At 71.1% G+C, this 21,089-nt stretch carries 18 protein-coding genes; 8 read left to right on the top strand and 10 right to left on the bottom strand.

Annotated features, from left to right (window positions below; all coding sequences use genetic code 11):
- Positions 1–56 precede the first annotated feature (56 nt).
- The 3 genes from KF840_25365 (at position 57) to ilvD (ending at position 3,966) form a co-directional block, all read left to right on the top strand.
- A complete protein-coding gene (locus KF840_25365; protein MBX3028233.1) occupies positions 57–1,730 on the top strand; it encodes an amidohydrolase family protein in 1,674 nt (557 codons plus the stop codon).
- Positions 1,731–1,909: 179 nt separating this feature from the next.
- Positions 1,910–2,110, top strand: coding sequence for a cold-shock protein (locus KF840_25360; protein ID MBX3028232.1), 201 nt, complete (start codon positions 1,910–1,912; stop codon positions 2,108–2,110).
- Positions 2,111–2,298: 188 nt separating this feature from the next.
- A complete protein-coding gene (ilvD, locus tag KF840_25355; protein MBX3028231.1) occupies positions 2,299–3,966 on the top strand; it encodes a dihydroxy-acid dehydratase in 1,668 nt (555 codons plus the stop codon).
- A gap of 67 nt (positions 3,967–4,033) precedes the next feature.
- On the opposite strand, the gene KF840_25350 is transcribed toward ilvD, so the two are convergent.
- Both KF840_25350 and KF840_25345 read right to left on the bottom strand, forming a co-directional pair.
- Positions 4,034–4,891: an acyl-CoA desaturase gene (locus tag KF840_25350; GenBank protein ID MBX3028230.1), complete on the bottom strand. Its 858-nt coding sequence runs from the start codon at positions 4,889–4,891 to the stop codon at positions 4,034–4,036.
- A gap of 135 nt (positions 4,892–5,026) precedes the next feature.
- Positions 5,027–6,022: a hypothetical protein gene (locus tag KF840_25345; protein MBX3028229.1), complete on the bottom strand. Its 996-nt coding sequence runs from the start codon at positions 6,020–6,022 to the stop codon at positions 5,027–5,029.
- A gap of 9 nt (positions 6,023–6,031) precedes the next feature.
- On the opposite strand from KF840_25345, the gene hemW reads away from it, so the two are divergent.
- A complete protein-coding gene (hemW, locus tag KF840_25340; GenBank protein MBX3028228.1) occupies positions 6,032–7,180 on the top strand; it encodes a radical SAM family heme chaperone HemW in 1,149 nt (382 codons plus the stop codon).
- 73 nt (positions 7,181–7,253) lie between these two features.
- On the opposite strand, the gene KF840_25335 is transcribed toward hemW, so the two are convergent.
- Positions 7,254–8,168 carry an SDR family NAD(P)-dependent oxidoreductase gene (locus KF840_25335; protein ID MBX3028227.1) on the bottom strand — a complete coding sequence of 305 codons (915 nt, stop codon included), beginning with the start codon at positions 8,166–8,168 and terminating at the stop codon, positions 7,254–7,256.
- Between the two features lie 598 nt (positions 8,169–8,766).
- Between KF840_25335 and KF840_25330 the strand changes: the two genes are divergently transcribed.
- Positions 8,767–10,308 (top strand): transposase, encoded by a 1,542-nt coding sequence (locus KF840_25330; protein MBX3028226.1) that lies wholly within the window; start codon positions 8,767–8,769, stop codon positions 10,306–10,308.
- Between the two features lie 493 nt (positions 10,309–10,801).
- Here the strand turns inward: KF840_25330 and KF840_25325 are convergent, their stop codons facing one another.
- From KF840_25325 to KF840_25315, 3 genes are read right to left on the bottom strand one after another with little or no spacing between them, the layout of a single operon-like run.
- Positions 10,802–11,806 (bottom strand): glycosyltransferase, encoded by a 1,005-nt coding sequence (locus KF840_25325; GenBank protein ID MBX3028225.1) that lies wholly within the window; start codon positions 11,804–11,806, stop codon positions 10,802–10,804.
- Entirely contained in the window at positions 11,803–12,678 is an 876-nt protein-coding gene (locus KF840_25320) for a DUF3108 domain-containing protein (GenBank protein ID MBX3028224.1), read from the bottom strand. The genes KF840_25325 and KF840_25320 overlap by 4 nt, the downstream gene beginning before the upstream one ends.
- Positions 12,632–12,823, bottom strand: a complete 192-nt coding sequence (locus KF840_25315) for a twin-arginine translocase TatA/TatE family subunit (protein ID MBX3028223.1) — start codon at positions 12,821–12,823, stop codon at positions 12,632–12,634. The genes KF840_25320 and KF840_25315 overlap by 47 nt, the downstream gene beginning before the upstream one ends.
- A gap of 160 nt (positions 12,824–12,983) precedes the next feature.
- Between KF840_25315 and KF840_25310 the strand changes: the two genes are divergently transcribed.
- Together KF840_25310 and infC are read left to right on the top strand one after the other, a co-directional pair.
- Positions 12,984–13,523: a hypothetical protein gene (locus KF840_25310; protein MBX3028222.1), complete on the top strand. Its 540-nt coding sequence runs from the start codon at positions 12,984–12,986 to the stop codon at positions 13,521–13,523.
- A 96-nt stretch (positions 13,524–13,619) separates the two neighbouring features.
- Positions 13,620–14,267, top strand: a complete 648-nt coding sequence (gene infC, locus KF840_25305) for a translation initiation factor IF-3 (GenBank protein ID MBX3028221.1) — start codon at positions 13,620–13,622, stop codon at positions 14,265–14,267.
- A gap of 34 nt (positions 14,268–14,301) precedes the next feature.
- Here infC and KF840_25300 read toward each other — a convergent pair whose 3' ends face one another.
- Entirely contained in the window at positions 14,302–14,934 is a 633-nt protein-coding gene (locus KF840_25300) for a phosphoribosylglycinamide formyltransferase (protein MBX3028220.1), read from the bottom strand.
- Positions 14,935–15,115: 181 nt separating this feature from the next.
- Between KF840_25300 and KF840_25295 the strand changes: the two genes are divergently transcribed.
- The gene (locus KF840_25295) at positions 15,116–16,822 is read left to right on the top strand and encodes an aldehyde ferredoxin oxidoreductase (protein MBX3028219.1); all 1,707 of its coding nucleotides are present in this window, start codon (positions 15,116–15,118) and stop codon (positions 16,820–16,822) included.
- Between the two features lie 58 nt (positions 16,823–16,880).
- Here KF840_25295 and orn read toward each other — a convergent pair whose 3' ends face one another.
- The 3 genes from orn to KF840_25280 all read right to left on the bottom strand — a co-directional run bounded on the left by orn (position 16,881) and on the right by KF840_25280 (position 20,972).
- Positions 16,881–17,426: an oligoribonuclease gene (orn, locus tag KF840_25290; protein MBX3028218.1), complete on the bottom strand. Its 546-nt coding sequence runs from the start codon at positions 17,424–17,426 to the stop codon at positions 16,881–16,883.
- A gap of 7 nt (positions 17,427–17,433) precedes the next feature.
- On the bottom strand, positions 17,434–19,989 hold the full coding sequence (locus tag KF840_25285) for an ERAP1-like C-terminal domain-containing protein (protein ID MBX3028217.1): 2,556 nt from the start codon (positions 19,987–19,989) through the stop codon (positions 17,434–17,436).
- A gap of 95 nt (positions 19,990–20,084) precedes the next feature.
- Positions 20,085–20,972: a hypothetical protein gene (locus KF840_25280; GenBank protein ID MBX3028216.1), complete on the bottom strand. Its 888-nt coding sequence runs from the start codon at positions 20,970–20,972 to the stop codon at positions 20,085–20,087.
- Positions 20,973–21,089 lie beyond the last annotated feature (117 nt).

Below are 21,089 nucleotides of genomic sequence, written 5' to 3'. Positions count from 1 at the left end.
TCCGCTTGTGCTCCGCCGCCCGACGGGCTTTGATCGGCAACCCTGGGGAGGAATCCATGGCGACGCATTCGCTCCTGATCCGCAACGCGCGCATCGTCGACGGCAGCGGCGGGCCGTCGCAGGACGGCGACCTCGCGGTGGTCGACGGTCTGATCGCGGCCGTCGGCCGCGACGTCTCGACCTCCGGCCTGCCGGCGGGGGCGCGCGAGCTCGATGCCCGCGGCCAGGTGCTGGCGCCGGGGTTCATCGACGTGCACACCCATTACGATCCGCAGATCTGCTGGGATCGGCTGGCGACGCCCTCGCTCGAGCACGGGGTCACGACGGTGCTGATGGGCAATTGCTCGCTGTCGCTGGCGCCGGTGAAGGCGCAGGACCGCCGCGCATTGGCGGGCATGTTCAAGCAGATCGAGGACATCGCGCTCGCCACCTTCGACGCCGGCGTGCCGTGGAACTGGGAGAGCTATCCCGAGTACCTCGACGCGATCCGCCCCGGGCTCGGCATCAACGTCGCCGGCCTGGTCGGCCACTCGCCGCTGCGCACCTACGTCATGGGCGCGGCGGCGCAGGAGCGGGCCGCGACGACGGCGGAAGTGGAGGCGATGTGCGCCATCCTCCAGGACGCGATCCGCGGCGGCGCCGCGGGCCTGTCGACCTCCTACGTCGACATCGACGAGAGCATGCGGCCGGTGCCGAGCCGCTTCGCCAGCCGCGACGAGGTCGTCGCCCTCGGCCGCGCCATGCGCGAGGTGGGGCGCGGCTTCATCCAGACCGTGCCGGTCTTCTACAGCCCGCCGGAGCAGTTGCAGAACATCCACGACATGGGTGAGATCTCGCGCGCCGCCGGCGTCATGTGCAGCGTCGCGCCGATCGTCCACAGCGCCATGAGCACGCTGTGGCAGGACTCGCTCGCCGCCCTCGACGAGGAAACGGCGAAAGGGGCGCGGGTCTTCGGCCAGAGCATGCCGCGCACCTTCGACATCAACATCCGCCTCTCCGAGACCTCGTTCGTGCTCTACGCGCTGCCGGCCTGGGCGGAGATCATGCGCCTGCCGCTGCCGGAGCGGAAGGCGGCCTTCGCCGACCCGGCGCGGCGCGAGGAGTTGCGCAACCAGTCGATCCTGCTCGGCCCGCTGCTCTACGTCCTGCGCGTCGGCCAGACCGCCCGCCCGGAGAACAAGTCGCTCGAGGGGCGGTTCCTCAACGATCTCGCCAGCGAGCGCGGCGTCACCCCCGCCGACGTCATGCTCGACCTCGCCGTCGCCGAGGACCTCAAGACCGAGTTCGCGATGCGCGACTTCATGCACGTGGATCCCGACGGCGTCACGGCCATCCTCAGCCACCCGCGCATCCACATCGGCGCCAGCGACGCCGGCGCCCACATCGCCCAGTTCTGCGGCGCCGGAGACACCAGCTATCTGCTGGCGCGCTGGGTGCGGGACCTGAAGGCGTTCTCGCTCGAGCAGGCGGTGCACCGGCTCACCGGCGAGCTCGCCGACGCCTTCGGCATCCGCAACCGCGGTCGGCTGGCGATCGGGCAGGCGGCCGACCTGGTGCTGTTCGACCCCGATCGCATCGATCGCGGCAGCGAGGACTTCGTGTCCGACGTCCCCGGCGGCGGCAATCGCTACGTGCGGCACGCCGCCGGCATCGCGCTGGTGGTGGTGAACGGCGCCGTGACCTGGGAGGGCGGGGCCTATACCGACGCCCGCGCCGGCGCGATCGTATAGTCGCCGCCGGCGCTAGCGAACAGCTTGCGAGGTCGCTGCGGATGAGCTAGAGCGCCCCCGCAGCAGGGAAGTACGTTCTGGGAGCAGGCACGCGGCTTGCGCCCTCTCAGGAACAACCGCTCCGCGATCCAGGACATTGCACCTTCCCGCGTCAGAGATGTGAAAGGAGGGAAGCAGCAGTGGCTCAGGGAACCGTGAAGTGGTTCAGCGCCGAGAAGGGGTACGGATTCATCAGCCGCGACGACGGCGAGGATGTCTTCGTCCACTACAGCGCCATCACCGGTGATGGCTTCAAGACCCTGGAGCAGGGGCAGCGCGTCGAATTCGACGTCACCGACGGCAAGAAGGGACCGCAGGCCGCCAACGTCACCAAGGCGTGAGCGGTCCGTTCGGCGCCATCGACGCCCCCGCCGGCAGTGCCGGCGGGGGCGTTCGCGTTCGTGGACCCAGGGTCGCGGCCCTCCCGCCTCCTTGCCCTCGGCGGGACGTACGGCGAGGAGGATGCCCGGTCGCCTTGGCCCAGCCACGCTGCTAAGGAGGGGGCTCGCCGCCAACGAGGAGCTCCGTCATGGATCCCAAGCATCGCAGTCGCGCCATCACCGATGGGCCGGATCGCGCCCCGGCGCGCGCCATGTTCAAGGCAATCGGGCTGACCGACGAGGATCTCGCCAAGCCGCTGGTCGGGGTCGCCAATACCTGGATCGAGGTGATGCCCTGCAACTTCCACCTCCGCCGCCTGTCGGAGAAGGTGAAGGAGGGCATCCGCGCCGCCGGCGGCACGCCGATCGAGTTCAACACCATCGCGATCTCGGACGGCATCTCGATGGGCACCGAGGGCATGAAGGCGTCGTTGATCAGCCGCGAGGTGATCGCCGACTCGATCGAGCTGGTGACCTGCGGCCATCTCTTCGACGCCGTGGTGGCGCTGTCGGGCTGCGACAAGACGATCCCGGGCACCATCATGGCGCTGGCGCGGCTCGATCTGCCGTCGCTGATGCTCTATGGCGGCTCGATCGCGCCTGGCCACCTGCGTGACAAGGACCTCACGATCCAGGACGTCTTCGAGGCGGTGGGCGCTCATTCGGCGGGGACGCTCGATGACGCCGGCCTGCTGGCGGTCGAGAACGCCGCCTGTCCCGGACCCGGCGCCTGCGGCGGCCAGTTCACCGCCAACACCATGGCGATGGCGGGCGAGATGCTGGGCATCTCGCCGATCGGCAGCGCCAGCGTGCCGGCGATGGACAACCACAAGGACGTGGTCGCCTACGAATGCGGCAAGCTGGTGATGGACATGCTGCAGCGCGGCCAGACGGCGCGCGGCGTCCTCACCCGGGAGGCGCTCGAGAACGCCATCGCCGGCGTCGCCGCCTCCGGCGGCTCGACCAACGCGGTGCTGCACCTGCTCGCCATCGCGCACGCGGCGGAGGTGCCACTGGCGATCGACGACTTCGATCGCATCAGCGCGGCGACGCCGCTGCTCTGCGATCTCAGGCCAGGCGGCCGTTTCGTCGCCGTCGATCTCTACAAGGCGGGTGGCGTGGGGCTGGTCGCCAAGCGTCTGCTCGAGGCCGGCCGGTTGCACGCCGCGGCGCTGACCGTGACCGGGCGCAGCATCGGCGACGAGGCCTCGCGAGCCGTCGAGACGCCGGGGCAGGTGGTGGTGCGGCCGCTCTCCGATCCCCTCAAGCCGACCGGTGGCCTGGTCATCCTCAAGGGCAACCTGGCCCCCGAGGGCTGCGTGGTGAAGGTCGCGGGCCACGAGCGCATGCGCCACGAGGGCCCGGCGCGGGTGTTCGAGCGCGAGGAGGATGCCTTCGCGGCGGTGAAGCAGCGTGGCATCAGGGCCGGCGATGTGGTGGTGATCCGCAACGAGGGCCCGATGGGCGGTCCCGGCATGCGCGAGATGCTCGGCGTCACCGCGGCGCTGGTGGGCGAGGGCCTCGGCGAGTCGGTCGCATTGCTCACCGACGGCCGCTTCTCCGGCGCCACGCACGGGCTGATGGCGGGCCACGTCGCGCCCGAGGCGGCGCGTGGCGGCCCGATCGCCGCGGTGCGCGACGGCGACACCATCGTCTTCGACGTCGCGGCGCGCCGCCTCGACCTCCTGGTGGACGAGGCCGAGCTGCGCGCCCGGCTCAGGGACTGGAAGCCGCCGACGCCCCGCTACGCGCGCGGCGTGTTCGCCAAGTACGCGAGGTCCGTATCGTCGGCCTCGGTGGGCGCGGTGACGTCGTAACCGCGCCCCGCGTGGGCGCAGACGGCGTGGAGCGCGCCGCCTGCAGGGCGTCGCGCGCCGGCCGCGGTCACGCGGCTTCGGCGCGGACGCGGCCCGCGTCGTGGGATTCCGGCAGCAGCAGCCTCTTCGGCGGCTGGTGCAGGTCCCACACCACACCGATCCAGGAGAGCGCCGTCAGGATGTAGAAGCTGACGTCCACCTCCCACCAGAAGAAGCCCTGGCGCACGGAGTTCATGTAGCGGTGGTGGTTGTTGTGCCAGCCCTCGCCCATGGTCAGCAGCGCCAGCCAGACGTTGTTGCGGCTGGTGTCGGTGGTCTCGTAGCGGCGGCTGCCGTAGACGTGCGACAGCGAATTGATCGTGAACGTCGCGTGCCAGAGCAGGGTGGTGCTGATGAAGAAGCCCCACACCAGCCAGGTCAGGCCACCGACCAGGTACAGCAGCACCGCCAGCGCCACCGGCGGCACCAGGTAGTGCTCGTTCAGCCAGCGCAGCTCCGGGTACTTCGCCATGTCGGGGATGCGGTCGTACAGCGTCTCCTCCCAGTCGGAGGCGAGGATCCAGCCGACGTGCGACCACCAGAAACCGTCGCGCAGCGGCGAGTGCAGGTCGCCCTCCTGGTCGGAGTACTTGTGGTGGACCCGGTGGTTGGCGGACCACCAGAGCACGCCCTTCTGCACCGCCAGGGTGCCGAAGAGCGCCAGCACGAACTGGAAGGCGCGGCTCGTCTTGTAGCTGCGGTGCGAGAAGTAGCGGTGGTAGCCGGCGGTGACGCCGAACATGCGCAGCCAGAACAGCGCCATGCAGACCGCGACCGCCGACCAGGTGACGCCGGTGTAGAACGCCAGCAGGCAGGCCAGGTGCACGCCCCAGAAGGCGGCCCCCGCGTCGCGCATGCTGTTGAGTGACCGATTCGTCGAACCCATCTGTCCTCCAGTCCCGTCGGTGGTCGACCGCACCACCGAACAGTCAGGATTGTAGACGGGCGCCTGTCACCGATCGGTCACGACCGGATCACCTTACGATGAAATCAGCCCGACGCGTCGGGCGAGGTGGCGCGCTCAGGAATGAAGCAGGAGGCGATGGCCGAGCAGCGCGAGCGCGGCGGCGAGCATGGCCAGGCCGAGCGCGGAGGCCGCCGGCGCCCGCTCGCGGGTCCGCGGCTGGCCGGGCGCTGGCAGGCTCTGCGACGGGGAGGTGGCGCTGACCACGCCGCCGCTCATGCACACGGAGCCGCTGGCGTTGGCGTCGATCCCGAAGCCGGCGGCGCCGACCCCGAAGCCGACGCTGCCGAGCGAGCCGGAGAAGACGAAGACGATGGCCTGCCCTGGTGACAGGGCGAACCCGTCACTGGGCTCGGCGGCGCAGATCGAGGTGTTCACCGTCGGGCCGACCTGGCAGACCGGCGGATTGCCGGTCGCGGCGAGGCCGAAGGCGAAGGCCTGACGGGTGTTGGACTCGCAGTCCGCCTGCAGGCCGTTGGCGATGCAGGCTGCCGGCACGTCCATGTCGGCCGTTGCCAACCCGACCAGGTTGGTTGCGCCGCCGCCGCAGTCGGCAGCGGACTGGCACACCTTGAGGGCGGAGCCCCCAGTGCCGATCGTCACCCTGCCCGAGTGCGTGGGGTCGAAGGCGAGGGCGGTGATGTCGTTGGGGAGCAGGATCGCCGTCCGCCGGATCGAGCCGAAGGGGTGCAGGCTCTGCCCCGGCGGGATGACGCCGACGACCGCCGACGCCATCGTCGTCGACAGATTGCAGCCGCCGCTACCGGACTGCGAGCCGGCGAGGGTGGTGATGCGCTCGCGTTCGGCGCCGCCGCCGAGCGGGCCGACGGAGCGCAGCACCTGGTACGTGGTGCCGTCCGCGGCGCGGTATTCCTGGTGCTCGAACGCCTGCGCGCGCCACGCCGCGCACAGCGTCAACGCCCCCGCCAGGGCCAGCCATCGTCGCCGGTTGCGCATCGTCTTGACGTCCGGAGCCAGCGGACGCTCGCACGAGTCGCGGGGCGTCGTCAACGACGAATTGATGGCATTGCCCGCGGCGGCGACGGCGCGCATGATCGCGCCGTGACGGCGTTCGGGCTCTACCTGCACATTCCCTACTGCGACTCGAAGTGCCCGTACTGCGACTTCAATTCCTACGCCGCGAAGCAGTGGCCCGAGCGCGCCTACGCGGCGGCGCTGATCGCCGAGATGCGCGCCGCGGCCGCCCAGCCGGCGTGGGCCGCTGGCCGCGTGCAGACCATCTTCTTCGGCGGCGGCACGCCCTCGCTCTTCGCGCCCGCGACCATCGCGGAGCTGCTCGCCGCGGCGCGCGCGGCCTGGCCGGTGGCCGCCGATGCCGAGATCACGCTCGAAGCCAATCCGGGCACCGTCGACGAGGCGAAACTGCGCGGCTTTCGCCAGGCGGGGGTGAATCGCATCAGTTTCGGCGTCCAGTCGTTCCACGACCAGCACCTGAGGACGCTGGGCCGCATCCACAGCGCCGCCGAGGCGAGAGCGGCGATCGCGGCGGCGCGCGCCGCCGGCTTCGCGAACCTGAATCTGGATCTGATCTTCGCCGTGCCGGGGCAGACCGCCGAGCAGTGGAACGCCGACCTGCAGACCGCGGTCGAGCTGGCGCCCGAGCACATCTCGGCTTACGGGCTCACCTATGAAGAGGGCACGGCCTTTCACGCCCAGCGGCGCAGCGGCGCGCTGACGCCGCTGCCGGAGGAGGCCGAGGTGGCGATGTTCACCCAGACGCGGCGCGTCCTCGCGGCGAGCGGGTACGACGCCTACGAGATCTCCAACTTCGCCCGCCCCGGACGCGCCTGCGCCCACAACCTCAACTACTGGCGCGCCGGCGCCTATCTCGGCCTCGGCGCCGGTGCGCATTCGTTCGCCCCGCACCCGGCGCCGGGGCGCCGCTGGGGCAACGAGAAGTCGCCGGTGCGCTACACGGAGCGCGCCACCGCCAGCGGCACGGCGCGTGCGAGCGAGGAACAGCTCAGCGAGGCGCAGGCGCGCGGCGAGATCGCCTTCCTCGGCCTGCGCTGCACGGATGGCTTCGCCCTCGACGAATTCGCGGCGCGCTTCGGCTGCGACGCCGCCTCCGCGTTCCCGCACCTCGATCGCCTGGTGCGCGACGGCCTGGTGGAGATCGCCGGCGACCGCTGCCGCCTGACGGCGCGCGGCCTGCTGGTCGCCGACTCGGTGTTCGCGACCTTCCTGTGACGCGCGCGCCAGCAGGGAGTGGAGCGCGCCCGCGGCGATGCCGCCGGCGCGCTCCATCCGTGCCGCCTGGCTACTACTCCTTCTTCTGTTCGCGCGCCTGGGCGCGCATCCGCATTTCGGGGATGCCGATCGGCTGCAGGTGCTCGAGGAAGACGCCGTTGAAGTTGGCGGCGATCTCGCTCGCGGTCAGGCCGCCCGGTTTGTACATCATCGCCACCGGGCGCGGTTGCTGGAAGATCGTGTAGCCGAATCCACGGCGACCGAAGATCTGTCCGTTCACGTGCGCCGCCTTGTCGGAGCCGAGGAAGGCGATGAGCGGGCCGTTGAGCTCGGGGTTCATCTCGGGCGGCGGATTGTCCTTGTCGACGCCCGGGATGGTGCCGGTCATGCGGGTCATGCCCGACGGCGCCATGGCGTTGATCGTGATGCCGTACTTCTCGTGCTCGATCGCCCACACCAGGGTCAGGCCCATGATCCCGGCCTTGGCGGCGCCGTAGTTCGACTGGCCGAAGTTGCCGCGCAGGCCGGCGCTGGAGGTGATGTTGATCACCCGGCCGAAGCCCTGCTCGCGCATGATCGGCAGCGCGTGGCGGCCGCAGTTGAAGGTGCCCTTCAGGTGCACCGCGAGGACGGCGTCGAAGTCCTCCTCGCTCATCTTGCCGAGCGAGCGATCGCGCACGATGCCGGCGTTGTTGACCAGGATGTCGATGCGGCCGAAGGTGTCGACCGCGCTCTTGATGATCCGCTCGGCGCCGCCGAAGTCGGACACCGAGTCGTAGTTCGGCGCCGCGTCGCTGCCGATCTTCTTGATCTCGTTGACCACCTGCATGGCCGGGTCGTCGGCCGTGCCGCGCCCGTCGACCTCGCAGCCGACGTCGTTGATGATGACCTTGGCCCCCTCGCGCGCCAGCGCGATGGCGATGCCGCGCCCGATGCCGCGCCCCGAACCCGTGACCACCGCGACCTTGTCCTTCAACAGCATGTTCATCCCGTCCTCTCTCGCTTCACTGCGCCCGCATCCTGGAGCGCAGCGCGCAGGTGCCCGCCGAACGCCGATCGCCCGCGGTGCCTCCGCCTGCGAAACGTGGATTCGCTGGCGCTACCAGATCGTTCGCCGGGGCGTCAATCAGTTGATTGACATCAGTTGATTGAACGACATCAGTTGATTGAACGAGTGAGCCGGTGCGGATGAGTCCTTCTGGCACCGGCGCACTGGCGCACCGGCTCACGCCGCCGCGATGTAGTGCCCCCACTCTGTGACCGCCGTGGTGAGCCACGTCAGTCGCCAACGCTTCTGGCCCTGACGATCGCGGTCCGGAAGCATTCGGCGAGCTGGTCCACCGCTGCCGGCGTCTCGAACGGCGCTGAGCTGTTGCTGCACATGGCGGCGATGGACGAGGATCCGCGCTCGCTCGCCAGCCTGAACGCCGCCGTTGCCACCTCGACGCCCGGCGTTGGCCGTCGGGTAACGCAGCGGGGGTGTGGGGTCGGAGATCGCTCCGGCCCGACAGCCGATGGCGAGCGACTCTGGAGGGCATCCGTGTTCGTCCGGCGGCGCGGCTGCCGGCCGCGGCCGGCACACCTGCGTGCGCCGCCACCCCGAGCGCGGCGTCCTGCAGCGTGTGGTCCTCGAGCACCTCGAGACCTTTCTCGCCGAGGCCCGCGCGCGCGGCGGCGGCGCGGGGCTGCCGCGCTTCATCGAGAAGGAGCTGCGCGCCTTTCTCAGCTGCGGCGTCATGGCCAGCGGCTTTGCCCGTTTCCGCTGCGGCGGCTGCGCGCGCGAGATCCTGGTCGCCTTCTCGTGCAAGGGCCGAGGGTTCTGCCCCTCTTGCTGCGGGCGGCGCATGGCGGTGCTGGCCGCGCACCTGGTCGACGGTGTCTTCGGCGACCTGCCGGTGCGCCAGTGGGTGCTGACGCTGCCGCATCGGTTGCGCTACGCGCTCGCCTACGACCCGCCGTTGTGCCGCGCCGTGCTCGCGGTGTTCGTGCGCGCGCTGCTCTCGTTCGAGCGCCGCCGGGCGCGGGCGCCCGGGGTGGTCGGGCGCGGCGGGGCGGTCACGGCGATCCAGCGCTGCGGCTCGGCGCTCAACACCAACGTCCACTTCCACACCCTGGTGGCCGAGGGCGTGTTCGCGACGGCGCCTGACGGCGCGGTGGGCTTCGTGCCGGCGGCGCGGCCGCCGACCGATGTCGAGGTGGCCCGCCTGCTGGCGGCGGTCCAGCACCGGATCGCGCGTCTGGTGCGCCGCGATGGCCTGGTGGTCGATGGGAGCGCGGGTGACGGCGGCACCGCCGATGGCCTGGCGCTGGCGGAGCCCGCGCTGGCGGCGATCGCCGGCGCGTCGGTGGTCGGGCGGGTGGCGACCGGCCCGCGGGCGGCTCAGCTGGTGCTGCGGCTCGGCGCCGACGCCACCGCGCCGGTGGTGAGCACGGCCGGACCGCGCCACGCCCACCGCGAGGGGTTCGACCTGCATGCCGACGCGGCCGTGCGCGCCGGCGACCGGCGCCGGCTCGAGCGGCTCTGCCGCTACGTGCTGCGGCCGCCGGTGGCGCAGGACGCGCTGGAGCTGACGGCGGAGGGGCGGGTGCTGCTGCGGCTGCGCCGGCCGTGGCGCGACGGCACGCGGGCGATCGGTTTCGAGCCGAGCGAGTTGTTGGAGAAGCTGGCGGCGCTGGTGCCACGGCCACGGGCCAACCTGCTCCTTTACCACGGGGCGTTTGCCGCCCGTGGCTGTTGGCGCGTCGCCCGGGCGAGCGCCCCGCGCGCCGAGGGCGAGGCCGCGCCCGCGGCGGCGCCCACCGCCGGCGCGCCAGTGCCACCGTCCCCGGCCCGATCCGCCGTCGCATCCCCTGCGCCCGTCGCGCCCACCGGCCCGCGCGCCCCGCCGCCGGGCGGCTATGTCCGCCCGCGCCACGTCGCCTGGGCCGAGTTGCTGCGGCGCACCTTTGCCCTCGACGTGCTGGCGTGCCCGGACTGCGGCGGCCGGCTGCGGCTGCTGGCGACCATCGCCGATCCGCGCGTGATCGCCCGCATCCTCGGCCACCTCGGGCTGCCGCGGGAGCCGCCGCGCCCCGCCCCGCCGCGCCAGCCGAGCGGGCTGCCCGGGGACGCGAGCCAACCACTCTGACACCGCCCTCCCCCCGCGCGACCCGGATCGTCGCGCCGCCGCCCGCGTGCGCCCGCGGCCGGCCGCCGCCGTTCACCGGTCACCGCCCGGGCCGCGCGCCCAGCCCGATTCGCCCGGATTCGCCCTCGGTCGCGCCTCGCGCCGCGTGGGAGACACCCGCATCGGTAGTTCGGGGGGAGACGGCGGCACGTCCGATACTCCCCGGTTATGTGAAATCGCCAGCTCATACGGACTACGCGCTCGCACTCGCGCAACCCGTCTCCGAACATGCTGCGCCGCATCGCCTCTGTGCTGACCAAGCAGGTGGAAATGCGCTTCGTTCCTCTCGAGAACAGACGCGCCGCCTGAGACAGGTCAACCGGTCGCAAAGAACGACCGTTCCCGTGCCGTCCCGGTAGCTGTGCGTACCGGCCGCAACGGCCGCCGGCGAGCTGATGGGGGCGGCGCGGCCTCGGGCAGGCAGCGACCTCCGTCCGCTCGCGTGCTGGGACGTTCACGCCACCGCCAGGAAGTGCTCCCACGGGCGCAGGCCGTGTTGGACGAACCACGCCTGGATCTGTTCGCGCGCGCCCGGGGTGCCCGCGGCGGCGAGGAGGAAGCCGTGCGCGGGGTCGGGCGCGGCGGGGCGCTGCACGGGGATGCCGTCGATGCGGCGGCCCCAGCGTTTGGGGACGACGTCGTAGAAGCGGTGGACGGGATAGTCGTGTGCGGCGAGCGCGCGCGCCCACAGACGTCCGGTGGGACCGGCGCCCCAGATCTGGACCGGCGTTTCCGGCGGCAGCACGCGCGGCAGGTGGGCGAGCTTGGTGGCGAGGAATCGGCGGCGATGGCAGCGGGGATCGACGCGGCTCAGACGGCGCGGCGATTCGCGCCAGCGCAGCAGGACTTCGGGGACCTTCACCGCGCGTCCGCCGTCGAGCAGCAGGCGCAGCCAGAGGTCGTAGTCCTCGGGGCCGTCGAAGGCGCGGTAGCCGCCGACGGCGCGCAGGGCGTCGGTGCGAATCACGGCGCTGGGGTGGGCGATCGGCGATTCGACGAACAGCGCGTCGCGGATCGCCGCCGGGCTGACGACGCCATTCAGCCAGTCGATGTAGCGACGCATGCCGTCGGTCAGCTCGGCGGCGGGAAAGGCCTCGACCAGGCAGGCGACGACGGTCAGCGCCGGATCGGCGTCGAACGCCGCGACCTGTCGCGCCAGCCGTTGCGGCAGGGCAACGTCGTCGGCGTCCATGCGCGCGATCAACGGCGCGCGCGCGGCGGCGATGCCGCGGTTGAGGGCGTCGACGATGCCGCCGCCAGCGCGCAGCAGGCGCCAGCGCGGGTCGGCGGCGGCGCGGGCGTCGGCCAGCGCGGCAGAGCCGTCACTGGAGCCATCGTCGATCAGCAGACCTTCCCAGTCGTCGAGCGTCTGGGCGGTGATGCTGTCGAGCGCCGCCGGCAGCGTCGCGGCGGCGTCGCGGAACGGCAGGACGACGCTGACCCGCGGGCGGCCGCTCACGCGTCGACCTTGACCAGGTCGAGGGTGACGGCGCCGACGAAGACCTCGCTGCGGATGCGCAGCAGGGTGCGCAACGGATCGTCGGCGACCCAGATGGTGGCGCCGCGCAGGCGCTCGTCGGGTTCTGCGCTGGTGGTCAGCTTCCACACTTCGGGCACGACCCGCAGGGCGTGGAAGTGGCCGGCGGGCACGTCGATGTCGTCCGGGGCGACGATGGTGAGCCGTATCCGATAGGACGCCTCGCCGGTGAAGACCTCGTACGTGCGCGTATCGCCCGGCCCGGCGCCGCTCAGGCGGGCGCGGAAGACGGCGGTGATCGGATCGACGACGTCGCGCGCGTCGACGTCGAACTGCTTCTGCTTACTGCCGCGCATGTAGACGCTGTGGGCGCGGTCGTCGGCGCGGTCGAAGTCGACCCAGGTGAGGTACGGGGTGCCCGCCATCGTCCGCTGGTAGGTGAACTGCACCGGCCTGAGGCCGTCGGCGAGCATCGTCGTCCTCGCGGTGCCGCGAAAGCTCCAGAACAGGTCGACGAAGGTGTTGGTGCGGGCCCGGGTCTCGACGTCCAGGCTGGGCTGCCCGGCGTGCAGGCCCGGAGTGATGGCGACGATCGCCTCGGCGGCCGGTATGCCATTCCAGGCGACGCGATACTGGAGCCGGTCGGGATGGACCGGCAGCGGCGCGGCGAGCGTCGGTGGCTCGGCTCCGGACGCGGCGTGCGCCGGATCGACGGCGTGCGCCGCCGTGCCTGAGGCGCGCGCGACCGCGATGACCGCGAGGAGCAGGGCGGTGGTCCGTGCGACCCGCCGCCCTCGTGGAGGTCGCTCAGGCGTCGGGTTTGTCGCCGGGCTGCGCCGCGGGCGCCTCGGCATCATCGCTCTTGTTCTCGATCGCCTTCTTGAAGTCCTTGATGCCCTTGCCGAGCGCGCCGCCGATCTCCGGCAGCTTGCCGGGGCCGAAAACGAGCAGCGCGACGACGAGGATGACGATGAGCTCGGGAGCACCGAGTCCGAACATTGGGGGGTTCCTCCAGCCCGGAACCGTAGCACGGGAAGATCGGTTTCTCGAAGACAAAGCGCGCGCGGTCCAGAGCGGCTCTCATCTCCATGGGCCTGGCCCCGCGGACCGGCGGATGCTGCATTGCCGCCCGCCAGCCGGCCGGACTAGTATCCGCGCCATGAAGCAGTGGTTCGCGCTCTCCGCCATCGGTCGCGATCGGCCGGGAATCGTCGCCGATCTCTCCGAGCTGATCTACGAGTGCGACTGCAACCTCGAGGACTCGAGCATGACCATTCTGGGCAGCGAGTTCGCGGTGTTGCTGTTGCTCACCGGAGAGGGCGAAGGGATCGCGGACCGCCTGTCCTCGGCCTGCAAGCGGCTCGAGTGGGAACGGCGGCTCACCGTGTTCTTCCGTCCCCTCGACGCCGAGCCGATTCCCTACCGCGCCAGTCATCGGGCCACCCGCTATGGACTGCAGGCGTCCGGCGTCGACAAGGCGGGCATCGTCGCCAGGTTGGCGCGCTGCCTGGCCGATCACCGCGTGAACATCGCCGAGATGCAGACGCAGTCCCGCCCGGAGCCGGAATCGGGAACGCCGATCTATACCGTTCGCATGGTCCTGGACGTGCCCGGGGAGATCGACGCCTCGGCATTGCGGGAGCGCCTGGACGTCGTCGCCCGCGAGCTCTGCATCGACCTGGTCATGGAGCCCGTCTGACCGCGCTGGGATGCGCCGGGGGCTTTGCGCTGCTCCTGAATTGACCCAGCCGTTGGCAGCGGTGTAGGTTCCCCACGTCAACCATCTGGAGGTCATTTGGCGTATCGCGGCCGCGGCCCACGTTTCGTTCCCCCGCCCGAGGAAACCCACCGCATCAATCGCAGGATTCGCACCCCGCAGGTGCGCCTGATCGGTGCCGACGGAGAGCAGGTCGGCGTCGTCCCGATCGACGAAGCGTTGCGGCTCGCCGAGCAGGCTTCCCTCGACCTGGTCGAGATCGCCCCGACCGCGCAGCCGCCGGTCTGCCGCATCCTCGACTACGGCAAGTTCAAGTACCAGCAGCACAAGAAGGAATCGGAGGCCAAGAAGAAGGCCACCGTCACCCAGGTCAAGGAACTGCGCCTCGGCTATCGCACCGGCGTCGGCGACATCGAGCGCCAGATCGCCAAGGCGCGCGAGTTCCTCGAGGAAGGCGATCGGGTGAAGTTCCTGCTCCGCTTCCGCGGTCGCGAGATGGCCTACCAGCACCTCGGCCGCGAGAAACTCCTGGGCGTCTGCGAGGCGCTGAAGGACGTGGCCATCACCGAGGGGGAGCCGCGGATGGAAGGCCGCATGATGGGCATCGTGCTGGCCCCGTCGCGCAAGAAGCCGGCCGCGAAGCCGGCGCCCGCGCCGGCCAAGGACGCCGCCGCGCCCGCGCCGGAGCAGCCGAAGGCCCAGGTGGGCAGCGGCCCCCAGGCCTGACGCGCGGGTCGCCTCGGGCGGAGTCGAGCGCGGGCTAGTCGCGCGCCGGCAACACGCGCACGCGCCGCCCTTCGATTCGCAGCCGGCCCTCGGCGAAGAGCTGGACGGCCCGCGGATACAGCTCGTGCTCGAGTGCCAGGACGCGCGCCGCCAACGTGTCGGCGGTGTCGTCCTCCAGCACCGGCACGCAGCCCTGCAGGATGATCGGGCCGCGGTCGTAGTGATCGTCCGCGAAATGCACCGTGCAGCCGCTGACCTTGACGCCGGCCTCGAGCACCGCCTCGTGGACGCGATGCCCGTAGAATCCCTCGCCGCAGAAGGCGGGGATCAGGGCCGGGTGGATGTTCATCACCCGGCCCGCGTAGCGTGCGCGCGGTTGGAACAGCGACAGGAAGCCCGCGAGCACGACGAGCTGCGGCGCGTAGGGTTCGAGCGCGGCGTGGAGCGCGTCGTTGAACGCCTGCACGTCCGGCTGCCCCTTCCTCGGCACCGCGATCGCCGACAGGCCGGCGCGGCGGGCCCGCTCGAGACCGAAGGCGTCGGCACGCGACGAGACCACGACCGCCACTTCCGCCGACAGGCGGCCGTCGGCGATGTGATCGAGCAGGTTCTGCAGCGTCGTGCCGCCGCCGGAGAGCAGCACCGCGAGCCGGAGCCGGTTGGCCATGCGTCGCGCACGGTACGGAGGGGGCGGGGAGGAATCAACTGCCTGCGGCGCGTCGTCGCATCGCCGGCGCTCCGGGGGCCGCTGATGGCGGACGATGGCGGGGCCGCGAACGCCGCAGGCGGGCGCGATTCCCTCTCCGCGCGGCGGTGTGGTAGGCACGACAATCGAGGAGGAGCTCCCCATGACTGACCGCTTGTTGCGCGTCGACATGACGACGCTGACCGTGACCGAAGAGCCGTTCCCCGCCGAGTGGACGGCGCTCGGTGGCCGCGCGCTGTCGGCGCGCATCCTGACCAAGGAAGTCGATCCCACCTGTGATCCCCTGGGCCCGGGGAACAAGCTGATCCTGGCGCCCGGCTGTCTGAGCGGCGGCGTGGCGCCGACGTCGGGTCGCATGAGCGTCGGCGGCAAGAGTCCGCTCACCGGCGGCATCAAGGAGGCGAACGCCGGTGGCCAACCGGCGCAGAAGCTGATGCGCCTCGGTTATCGAGCCGTCATCGTCGAGGGACAGGCGAAGGATCCCGAGAAGCGCTACCTGCTGACCGTCAACAAGCAGGGCGCGTCGTTGCGCGAGTGCCCGGAGCTGAAGGGGCTGCGCACGTACGCCGCCTGCGCGAAGCTGGCCGAGACGCACGGCAAGCGTGCCGCGTTCGTGCTCTGCGGCCCGGCTGGCGAGGCGCGCTACAAGGGCGCCAGCGTGGCGCTCACCGACGAGGATCACCGCTATCCGACGCGCCACGCGGCGCGCGGCGGGCTCGGCGCGGTCATGGGCGCCAAGGGGCTCAAGGCGGTGGCGGTCGACGACGAAGGCACGCAGGCGCGCGTGGCCAAGGATCCGAAGGCGTTCAAGGAGTTGGTGGCGGCGCAGGTGAAACACCACAAGGAAGGCCCGCAGCTCTTCGCGCGCGGCACGTCCTCGGTGGTCGGCATGGCGAACATGATGGACACGCTGCCGACCAAGAACCGGCGCTTCATGCAGTTCGACAAGGCGATGGACCTGGACGGGGCGCGCATCATCGAGAGCTTCGAGACCCGCGGCGGCGGCATGCACAACTGCATGACCGGCTGCATCGTGCAGTGTTCGAACGTCGTGCACGGCCCCGACGGCAAGTACGTGACCTCGGCGCTCGAGTTCGAGACGCTGGCGCTGATGGGGTCCAACTGCGAGATCGGCGACCTCGACGCGGTCGCGAAGATGGACCGCCTGTGCGACGAGCTGGGGCTCGACACGATCGAGACCGGCGGTGCCATCGCCGTCGCGATGGAGGCCGGCAAGGTGCCGTGGGGCGATCACGAGGCGGCGATCGCGTTGCTGGAGAAGGTCGACCATGACAGCGATCTCTCGGCCGACGTCGCGCAGGGGGTCGTCCACACCGGCAGGAAGCACGGCGTGCAGCGCATTCCCGCGGTCAAGGGGCAGGGCGTGCCGGCCTGGGAGCCGCGCACCCTGAAGCCGACGGGCATCACGTACTGCACCAGTCCGATGGGCGCCGATCACACCGCCGGTCTGATCGTCATGCCGGTGCCCGACGCGGCGCGCGCCTCACAGAACGCGCAGATCGTCAACGCGGTGTGCGACTCGAGCGGGTTCTGCCAGTTTCAGCAACCGAGCATGGAAGAGATGCGGCAGTACTTCAACGCCATGTACGGCCTGACCCTCAGCCCGCAGGACATCGTGCAGTACGGCTGGCAGTGCCTGCAGGACGAATGGGCGTTCAACCGCAAGGCTGGTCTGGGCCGTGCTGACGACGCCCTGCCGGAGTGGATGACGACCGAGGCGATTCCGACCAACGGCGCCGTGTTCGACGTCCCGCGGGAGGAGATCGAGCGCGTCTTCACCCTGATGCCATTCGAGGAGGACATCATGTCACAGCGCGCCAGCGGTTGAGCGGCGCGCGGCGAGCGAGCGACCACTCCTTGCCCTCGCGGGGCAGGGAGTGGTCGCGCTAGCTGCGGAAGTAGTGCGCGCGGTAGAAGCGCAGTTCCTCGATCGACTCGCGGATGTCGTCGAGCGCCAAGTGGGCGTGCTTCTTCTCCGGCGGCGGCGGTCCGGCGGGGTACCAGCGGCGAACCAACTCCTTGATCGTGCTGACGTCGACGTTGCGGTAGTGCAGGTAGTGGTCGAGCTGCGGCATGTGGCGCGCCAGGAAGCGGCGATCCTGGTAGATCGAGTTGCCGCAGAGCGGCGAGCTGCGCGCCGCGCAGTGGGCGCTGACGAAGGCCAGCGACCGCGTCTCGGCGTCGGCGGCGGAGAGGTGCGAGGCGCGGACGCGGGCCGTGAGACCGCTGGCGCCATGGTGCTCGCGGTTCCAGTCGTCCATCGCGTCGAGCACGCTGTCCGGCTGGTGGATGGCCAGCACTGGGCCCTCGGCGACGACGGTGAGCGACGCGTCGGTGATCAACGTCGCGATCTCGAGGATGACGTTGCGCGCCGGGTCGAGGCCGGACATTTCCATGTCCATCCAGACCAGGAGGTCGTCGCGCGGCGGCATGCGCGCCTCAGGCGATGTCGCGCAACGCGGCGGAGACCGCGGGGGTGAGGCGATGGGCGACGGCCGCGTCGATGCGCAGTTGCTCGATCGTCTGCGCCACGGTCTCGCGCGTCTCCTCGGTGGCGCGCGGCGGGAGGAAGGCGAGCACTTCGTCGGCGACGTCGGCCGGGGTCAACTGGGCGAGGGCGCGGACGATGTTCTGTTGCAGCATCGGGTCGAGGTTGGCCGTGAGCGCTTGCCAGCGGTCGCGGATGAAGGTCCAGGTGGTCAGGCGCGCGGCGCGCATCCCGAGCAGACGCGCGTACAGGTGGGCGCGATCCTGTGGCCGCACCTCGTCGGTCAGGGTCATCGCCAGTGAGCGCCCGATGAGCTCCGGATCCTCGAAGGCGGCGAGCCCGAGCAGAAAGCGCTGCTCCTCCTCGGGGTCGGCGCCGGCCGCGCGTTTGCGCTCGAGGTAGCGTTGGTACAGCGCCGCGTCGCCGCGGCGGGCGGCGATCGTCACCACCGCGGAGGCGAGGTTGGCGTCGAGGCTGGTGGGCTCGGCCAGGTAGCGCTCCAGACGGGCCCTGGCCGCGTCGATGATCGCCGGATCGGCGGCGAGCTCGCCGAGGGCGGCGATGGCGGTGGCACGGCGCAAGCGGTCGTCGGCGCTCTCGCCCTGCCGCGGATTCCAGCCGAGGGCGTCGAAGTGCGGGCGCACGAAGGCGCCGACGAAGCGCTCGAAGAGCGGACGCGTCGCGTCGTCGACCACGTGCGTCGCCAGCCAGTAGAGGCGTTCGGCGATCGCCGACAGCACGGCGCGGTCGGGTTCGGCGCGGAAGCCGGCGAGCATGGAGAAGAACTGGGCGACATCGGCCTTGCAGGCGCGGACCAGCGCCCACTGGTTGCCGACCAGGGTCAGGCGTTCGGCCGGATTGAGCGCCGACTGTACCACCTGCACCAGGCGGTGCAGGGCGGCGTCATCGAGGGCGAAGCGGAAGAAGCCGGCGCCGTCGCCGTTGGGGAAGAACCAGTCGTGTTCGGGCAGCTCGATCGTCTGCGTGGCGCCGTCGAGCAGCACGCGCGTTTCGCCGCTCTGGTCGCCGCGTCCGTGCTTGATCACCAGCGGCGTCGGCCAGGTCGCGCCGCGCGGGTCGGCGGGGGCGTCGGGATCGGCGAAGAAGCGCTGCTGCCGTGCCTCGAGGCGGCCGTTGGCGCTGCTGAAGCGGAGCAGCGGGTGGCCGGGTTGGGTGATCCAGGCGTTGGCGATGGTCGCGACGTCGCGGCCGGAGGCGGCGCCGAGCTCGCGCCAGAAGTCGTCGGCGGTCGCGTTCGCCTCGCGATAGCGGGTCAGGTAGGCGCGCACGCCGGCGCGGAAGGCGTCCGCGCCGAGGAAGCCCTCGATCATGCGGACGACGCCGGCGCCCTTCCAGTAGGTGATGACATCGAACCGTTCGGTGGCCTGTTTGGCGTTCTTGACCTCGAACGAAATCGGGTGCGTCGAGGCGAGAGCGTCGAGGTTGAAGGGGCGGACCAGGGTGGCGACGAAGTCGCGCCACATGCCCCATTCGGGAACCAGGTCGGCGACGACCTTGTAGCCGATGAACGTGGCGAAGGACTCGTTGAGCCAGAGATCGTCCCACCACGCCATGGTGACCAGGTCGCCCCACCACATGTGGGTGAGCTCGTGCGCCGCAGTGTAGTAGATGCCCTTGAGGCTCGGGGTCGAGGCGCGCTCGGCGTCGGCGGCGATCGCGGTGAGGCGGTAGGTGATGGCGCCGGGGTTCTCCATCGCGCCGGCTTCGAAATCGGGCACGCCGATGGCGTCGACCTTGGTGTATGGATACGGAATCGCGGTGTAGTCCTCGAGGTACTCGAGTGATCGCGCGTGGGCGTCACGCGCGAAGACACCCTTGGCGGCCATGCCGCGCGGCAGGAAGACGCGCACCGGCCAGCCGGTGCTGGTGGTGGTGACCGGGGTCGCCTCGTAGGGGCCGACCGTGTAGGCGACCAGATACGAGGAAATGGGTGGCGTCTCGGCGAACTCCACTTCCTTGCGGCCGCCGCCGAGATCGGTCTCGCGGACGACCGGGCCGTTGGCGATCGCGACCAGGTTGGACGGAATGTCGAGCGTCAACGCGAAGCGCGCCTTGAAGGCGGGTTCGTCGAAGCAGGGGAAGGCGCGGCGCGCGTCGGCGGCCTCGAACTGCGTCGCCGCGTAGCGCGCGCCATCTTTGGTCGAACGGTAGAAACCGCGCAGGCGAGCGAGGATCTCGCCGCGGAAGTCGAGACTCAGGCGCACGGTGCCGCGGGGCAGGGCGCGTGGGAAGGTCAGGGTCGCGGTCTCGGCGGTGGCGTTGTACGTCGGGTGAGCGGCGAGCTGGGTGCCATCGAGCAGCACGGCGCGGGCGCTGGTGATGGCCAACTCGCTGGCGTGCAGGGTGACGCTGGCGGTTGGCTCGCCGACGGTCAGCTCGATCTCCTCGACGCCGTGGAAACGCCAGTGGTCCAGGTCGACCTCGATGGCGAGGTCGTAGCGCACCGGGCGCACGTGGGGCGAGAGGCGGAAGTCGCGGTCACTCATGCCTTCGCCAGATATCGCATCGACGCGGCAGCGACCAGCCAGCGAGGGGCCGCGCGCGGCCCCCCGGCGAATCGTTCACCGCCGACCGGGCGCGGTCAGCGCGGCGTCTTCGCGAGGCGGTGGAGCGCCCACACCAGCGCGCCGCCAAGGGCGATGATCATCAGCGCGCCGGCCGGGCTGGCGGGCGACGGCACCACCGGAATCGGCGGCCGCGTCTGGGTGGCGTTGCGCGTGTTGGTGGTGGTGCGGGTCGGCGTGAGGGTGCGCGTCGGCGTGAGGGTCGGTGTTTCCGAGGCAGTGAACGACGGGGTCGGCGTGTTGGTGTTGACGGGCGTGTTGGTGATCGTCCCCGTCGCGGTCGACGTCCTCGTCGTGGTCGCCGTCGGCGATGGGCCGATGGTGTTGGTGAACGTGACCGTCGCCGTCGCGCTCGCGGTCGCCGTTGCCGTACGCGTCGCCGTGGCGGTAGCGGTCGCCGTGACGGTCGACGTCGGCCCGGCTGGTCCGAAGGTGATCTGACCGTTCACCGGCTCGCACGAAGGCACGCCTTCGTTCAGGAAGCAGCCGCCCGGGACCTCCTGGGTCTGGGTGAACGTCAACGGCGTCGAGCCGTTGGCCACGGGGGTGAAGTGCACCGTGAACAGGGTCTGCGCGCCGGACGGCAGGCCGCCTGCGCAGGCAGCCGTGATGACCACCATGCCGCTCGTCAGGCTGGGAACGATCGTGCAGTTGTTGGTGACGCCGGGTACGGAGTTGACCTGCGTCGCCGTGGCGACGGCGTTGTTGTACGAGAAGCTGAGGGCGATGCCGAGGATGCCGGCGGTGTCGGCGACGGTGATCGGGACGTCGACCGCTGCCGCGGGGTCCTGGCTGACCGTGCCCAGAGTCACCTGAACGGCGGAGGCGGCGTTGGCGTTGGTGAACGCGGCGAGGGCAACGACCAACTGCAGGAATCGCTTCGCGCTCGCCAATCTGACACCCATGCCCCAATCCTCCGACTGACCCACACCGCTGCCCGCGAGCAGCGTCATGCCTCAAAAACCCGCGCACGTTCTAGGTGGCCGGGCCGGCGGAGTCAAGTGAATAACGCCGGCGCCGTC

Source organism: bacterium (assembly GCA_019637795.1).
Taxonomy (GTDB): Bacteria; Desulfobacterota; Binatia; order HRBIN30; family CADEER01; genus JAHBUY01.
This window is presented reverse-complemented; position numbering and strand designations above follow the sequence as displayed.

Excerpts from the sequence above, each read along its gene's own strand:
- KF840_25365 (MBX3028233.1), top strand. The coding sequence starts at position 57 with ATGGCGACGCATTCGCTCCTGATCCGCAACGCGCGCATCGTCGACGGC.
- ilvD (MBX3028231.1), top strand. The coding sequence starts at position 2,299 with ATGGATCCCAAGCATCGCAGTCGCGCCATCACCGATGGGCCGGATCGC.
- KF840_25350 (MBX3028230.1), bottom strand. The coding sequence starts at position 4,891 with ATGGGTTCGACGAATCGGTCACTCAACAGCATGCGCGACGCGGGGGCC.
- KF840_25345 (MBX3028229.1), bottom strand. The coding sequence starts at position 6,022 with ATGCGCGCCGTCGCCGCCGCGGGCAATGCCATCAATTCGTCGTTGACG.
- KF840_25335 (MBX3028227.1), bottom strand. The coding sequence starts at position 8,168 with ATGAACATGCTGTTGAAGGACAAGGTCGCGGTGGTCACGGGTTCGGGG.
- KF840_25320 (MBX3028224.1), bottom strand. The coding sequence starts at position 12,678 with ATGCCGAGGCGCCCGCGGCGCAGCCCGGCGACAAACCCGACGCCTGAG.
- KF840_25315 (MBX3028223.1), bottom strand. The coding sequence starts at position 12,823 with ATGTTCGGACTCGGTGCTCCCGAGCTCATCGTCATCCTCGTCGTCGCG.
- KF840_25310 (MBX3028222.1), top strand. The coding sequence starts at position 12,984 with ATGAAGCAGTGGTTCGCGCTCTCCGCCATCGGTCGCGATCGGCCGGGA.
- KF840_25300 (MBX3028220.1), bottom strand. The coding sequence starts at position 14,934 with ATGGCCAACCGGCTCCGGCTCGCGGTGCTGCTCTCCGGCGGCGGCACG.
- KF840_25295 (MBX3028219.1), top strand. The coding sequence starts at position 15,116 with ATGACTGACCGCTTGTTGCGCGTCGACATGACGACGCTGACCGTGACC.
- orn (MBX3028218.1), bottom strand. The coding sequence starts at position 17,426 with ATGCCGCCGCGCGACGACCTCCTGGTCTGGATGGACATGGAAATGTCC.
- KF840_25285 (MBX3028217.1), bottom strand. The coding sequence starts at position 19,989 with ATGAGTGACCGCGACTTCCGCCTCTCGCCCCACGTGCGCCCGGTGCGC.
- KF840_25280 (MBX3028216.1), bottom strand. The coding sequence starts at position 20,972 with ATGGGTGTCAGATTGGCGAGCGCGAAGCGATTCCTGCAGTTGGTCGTT.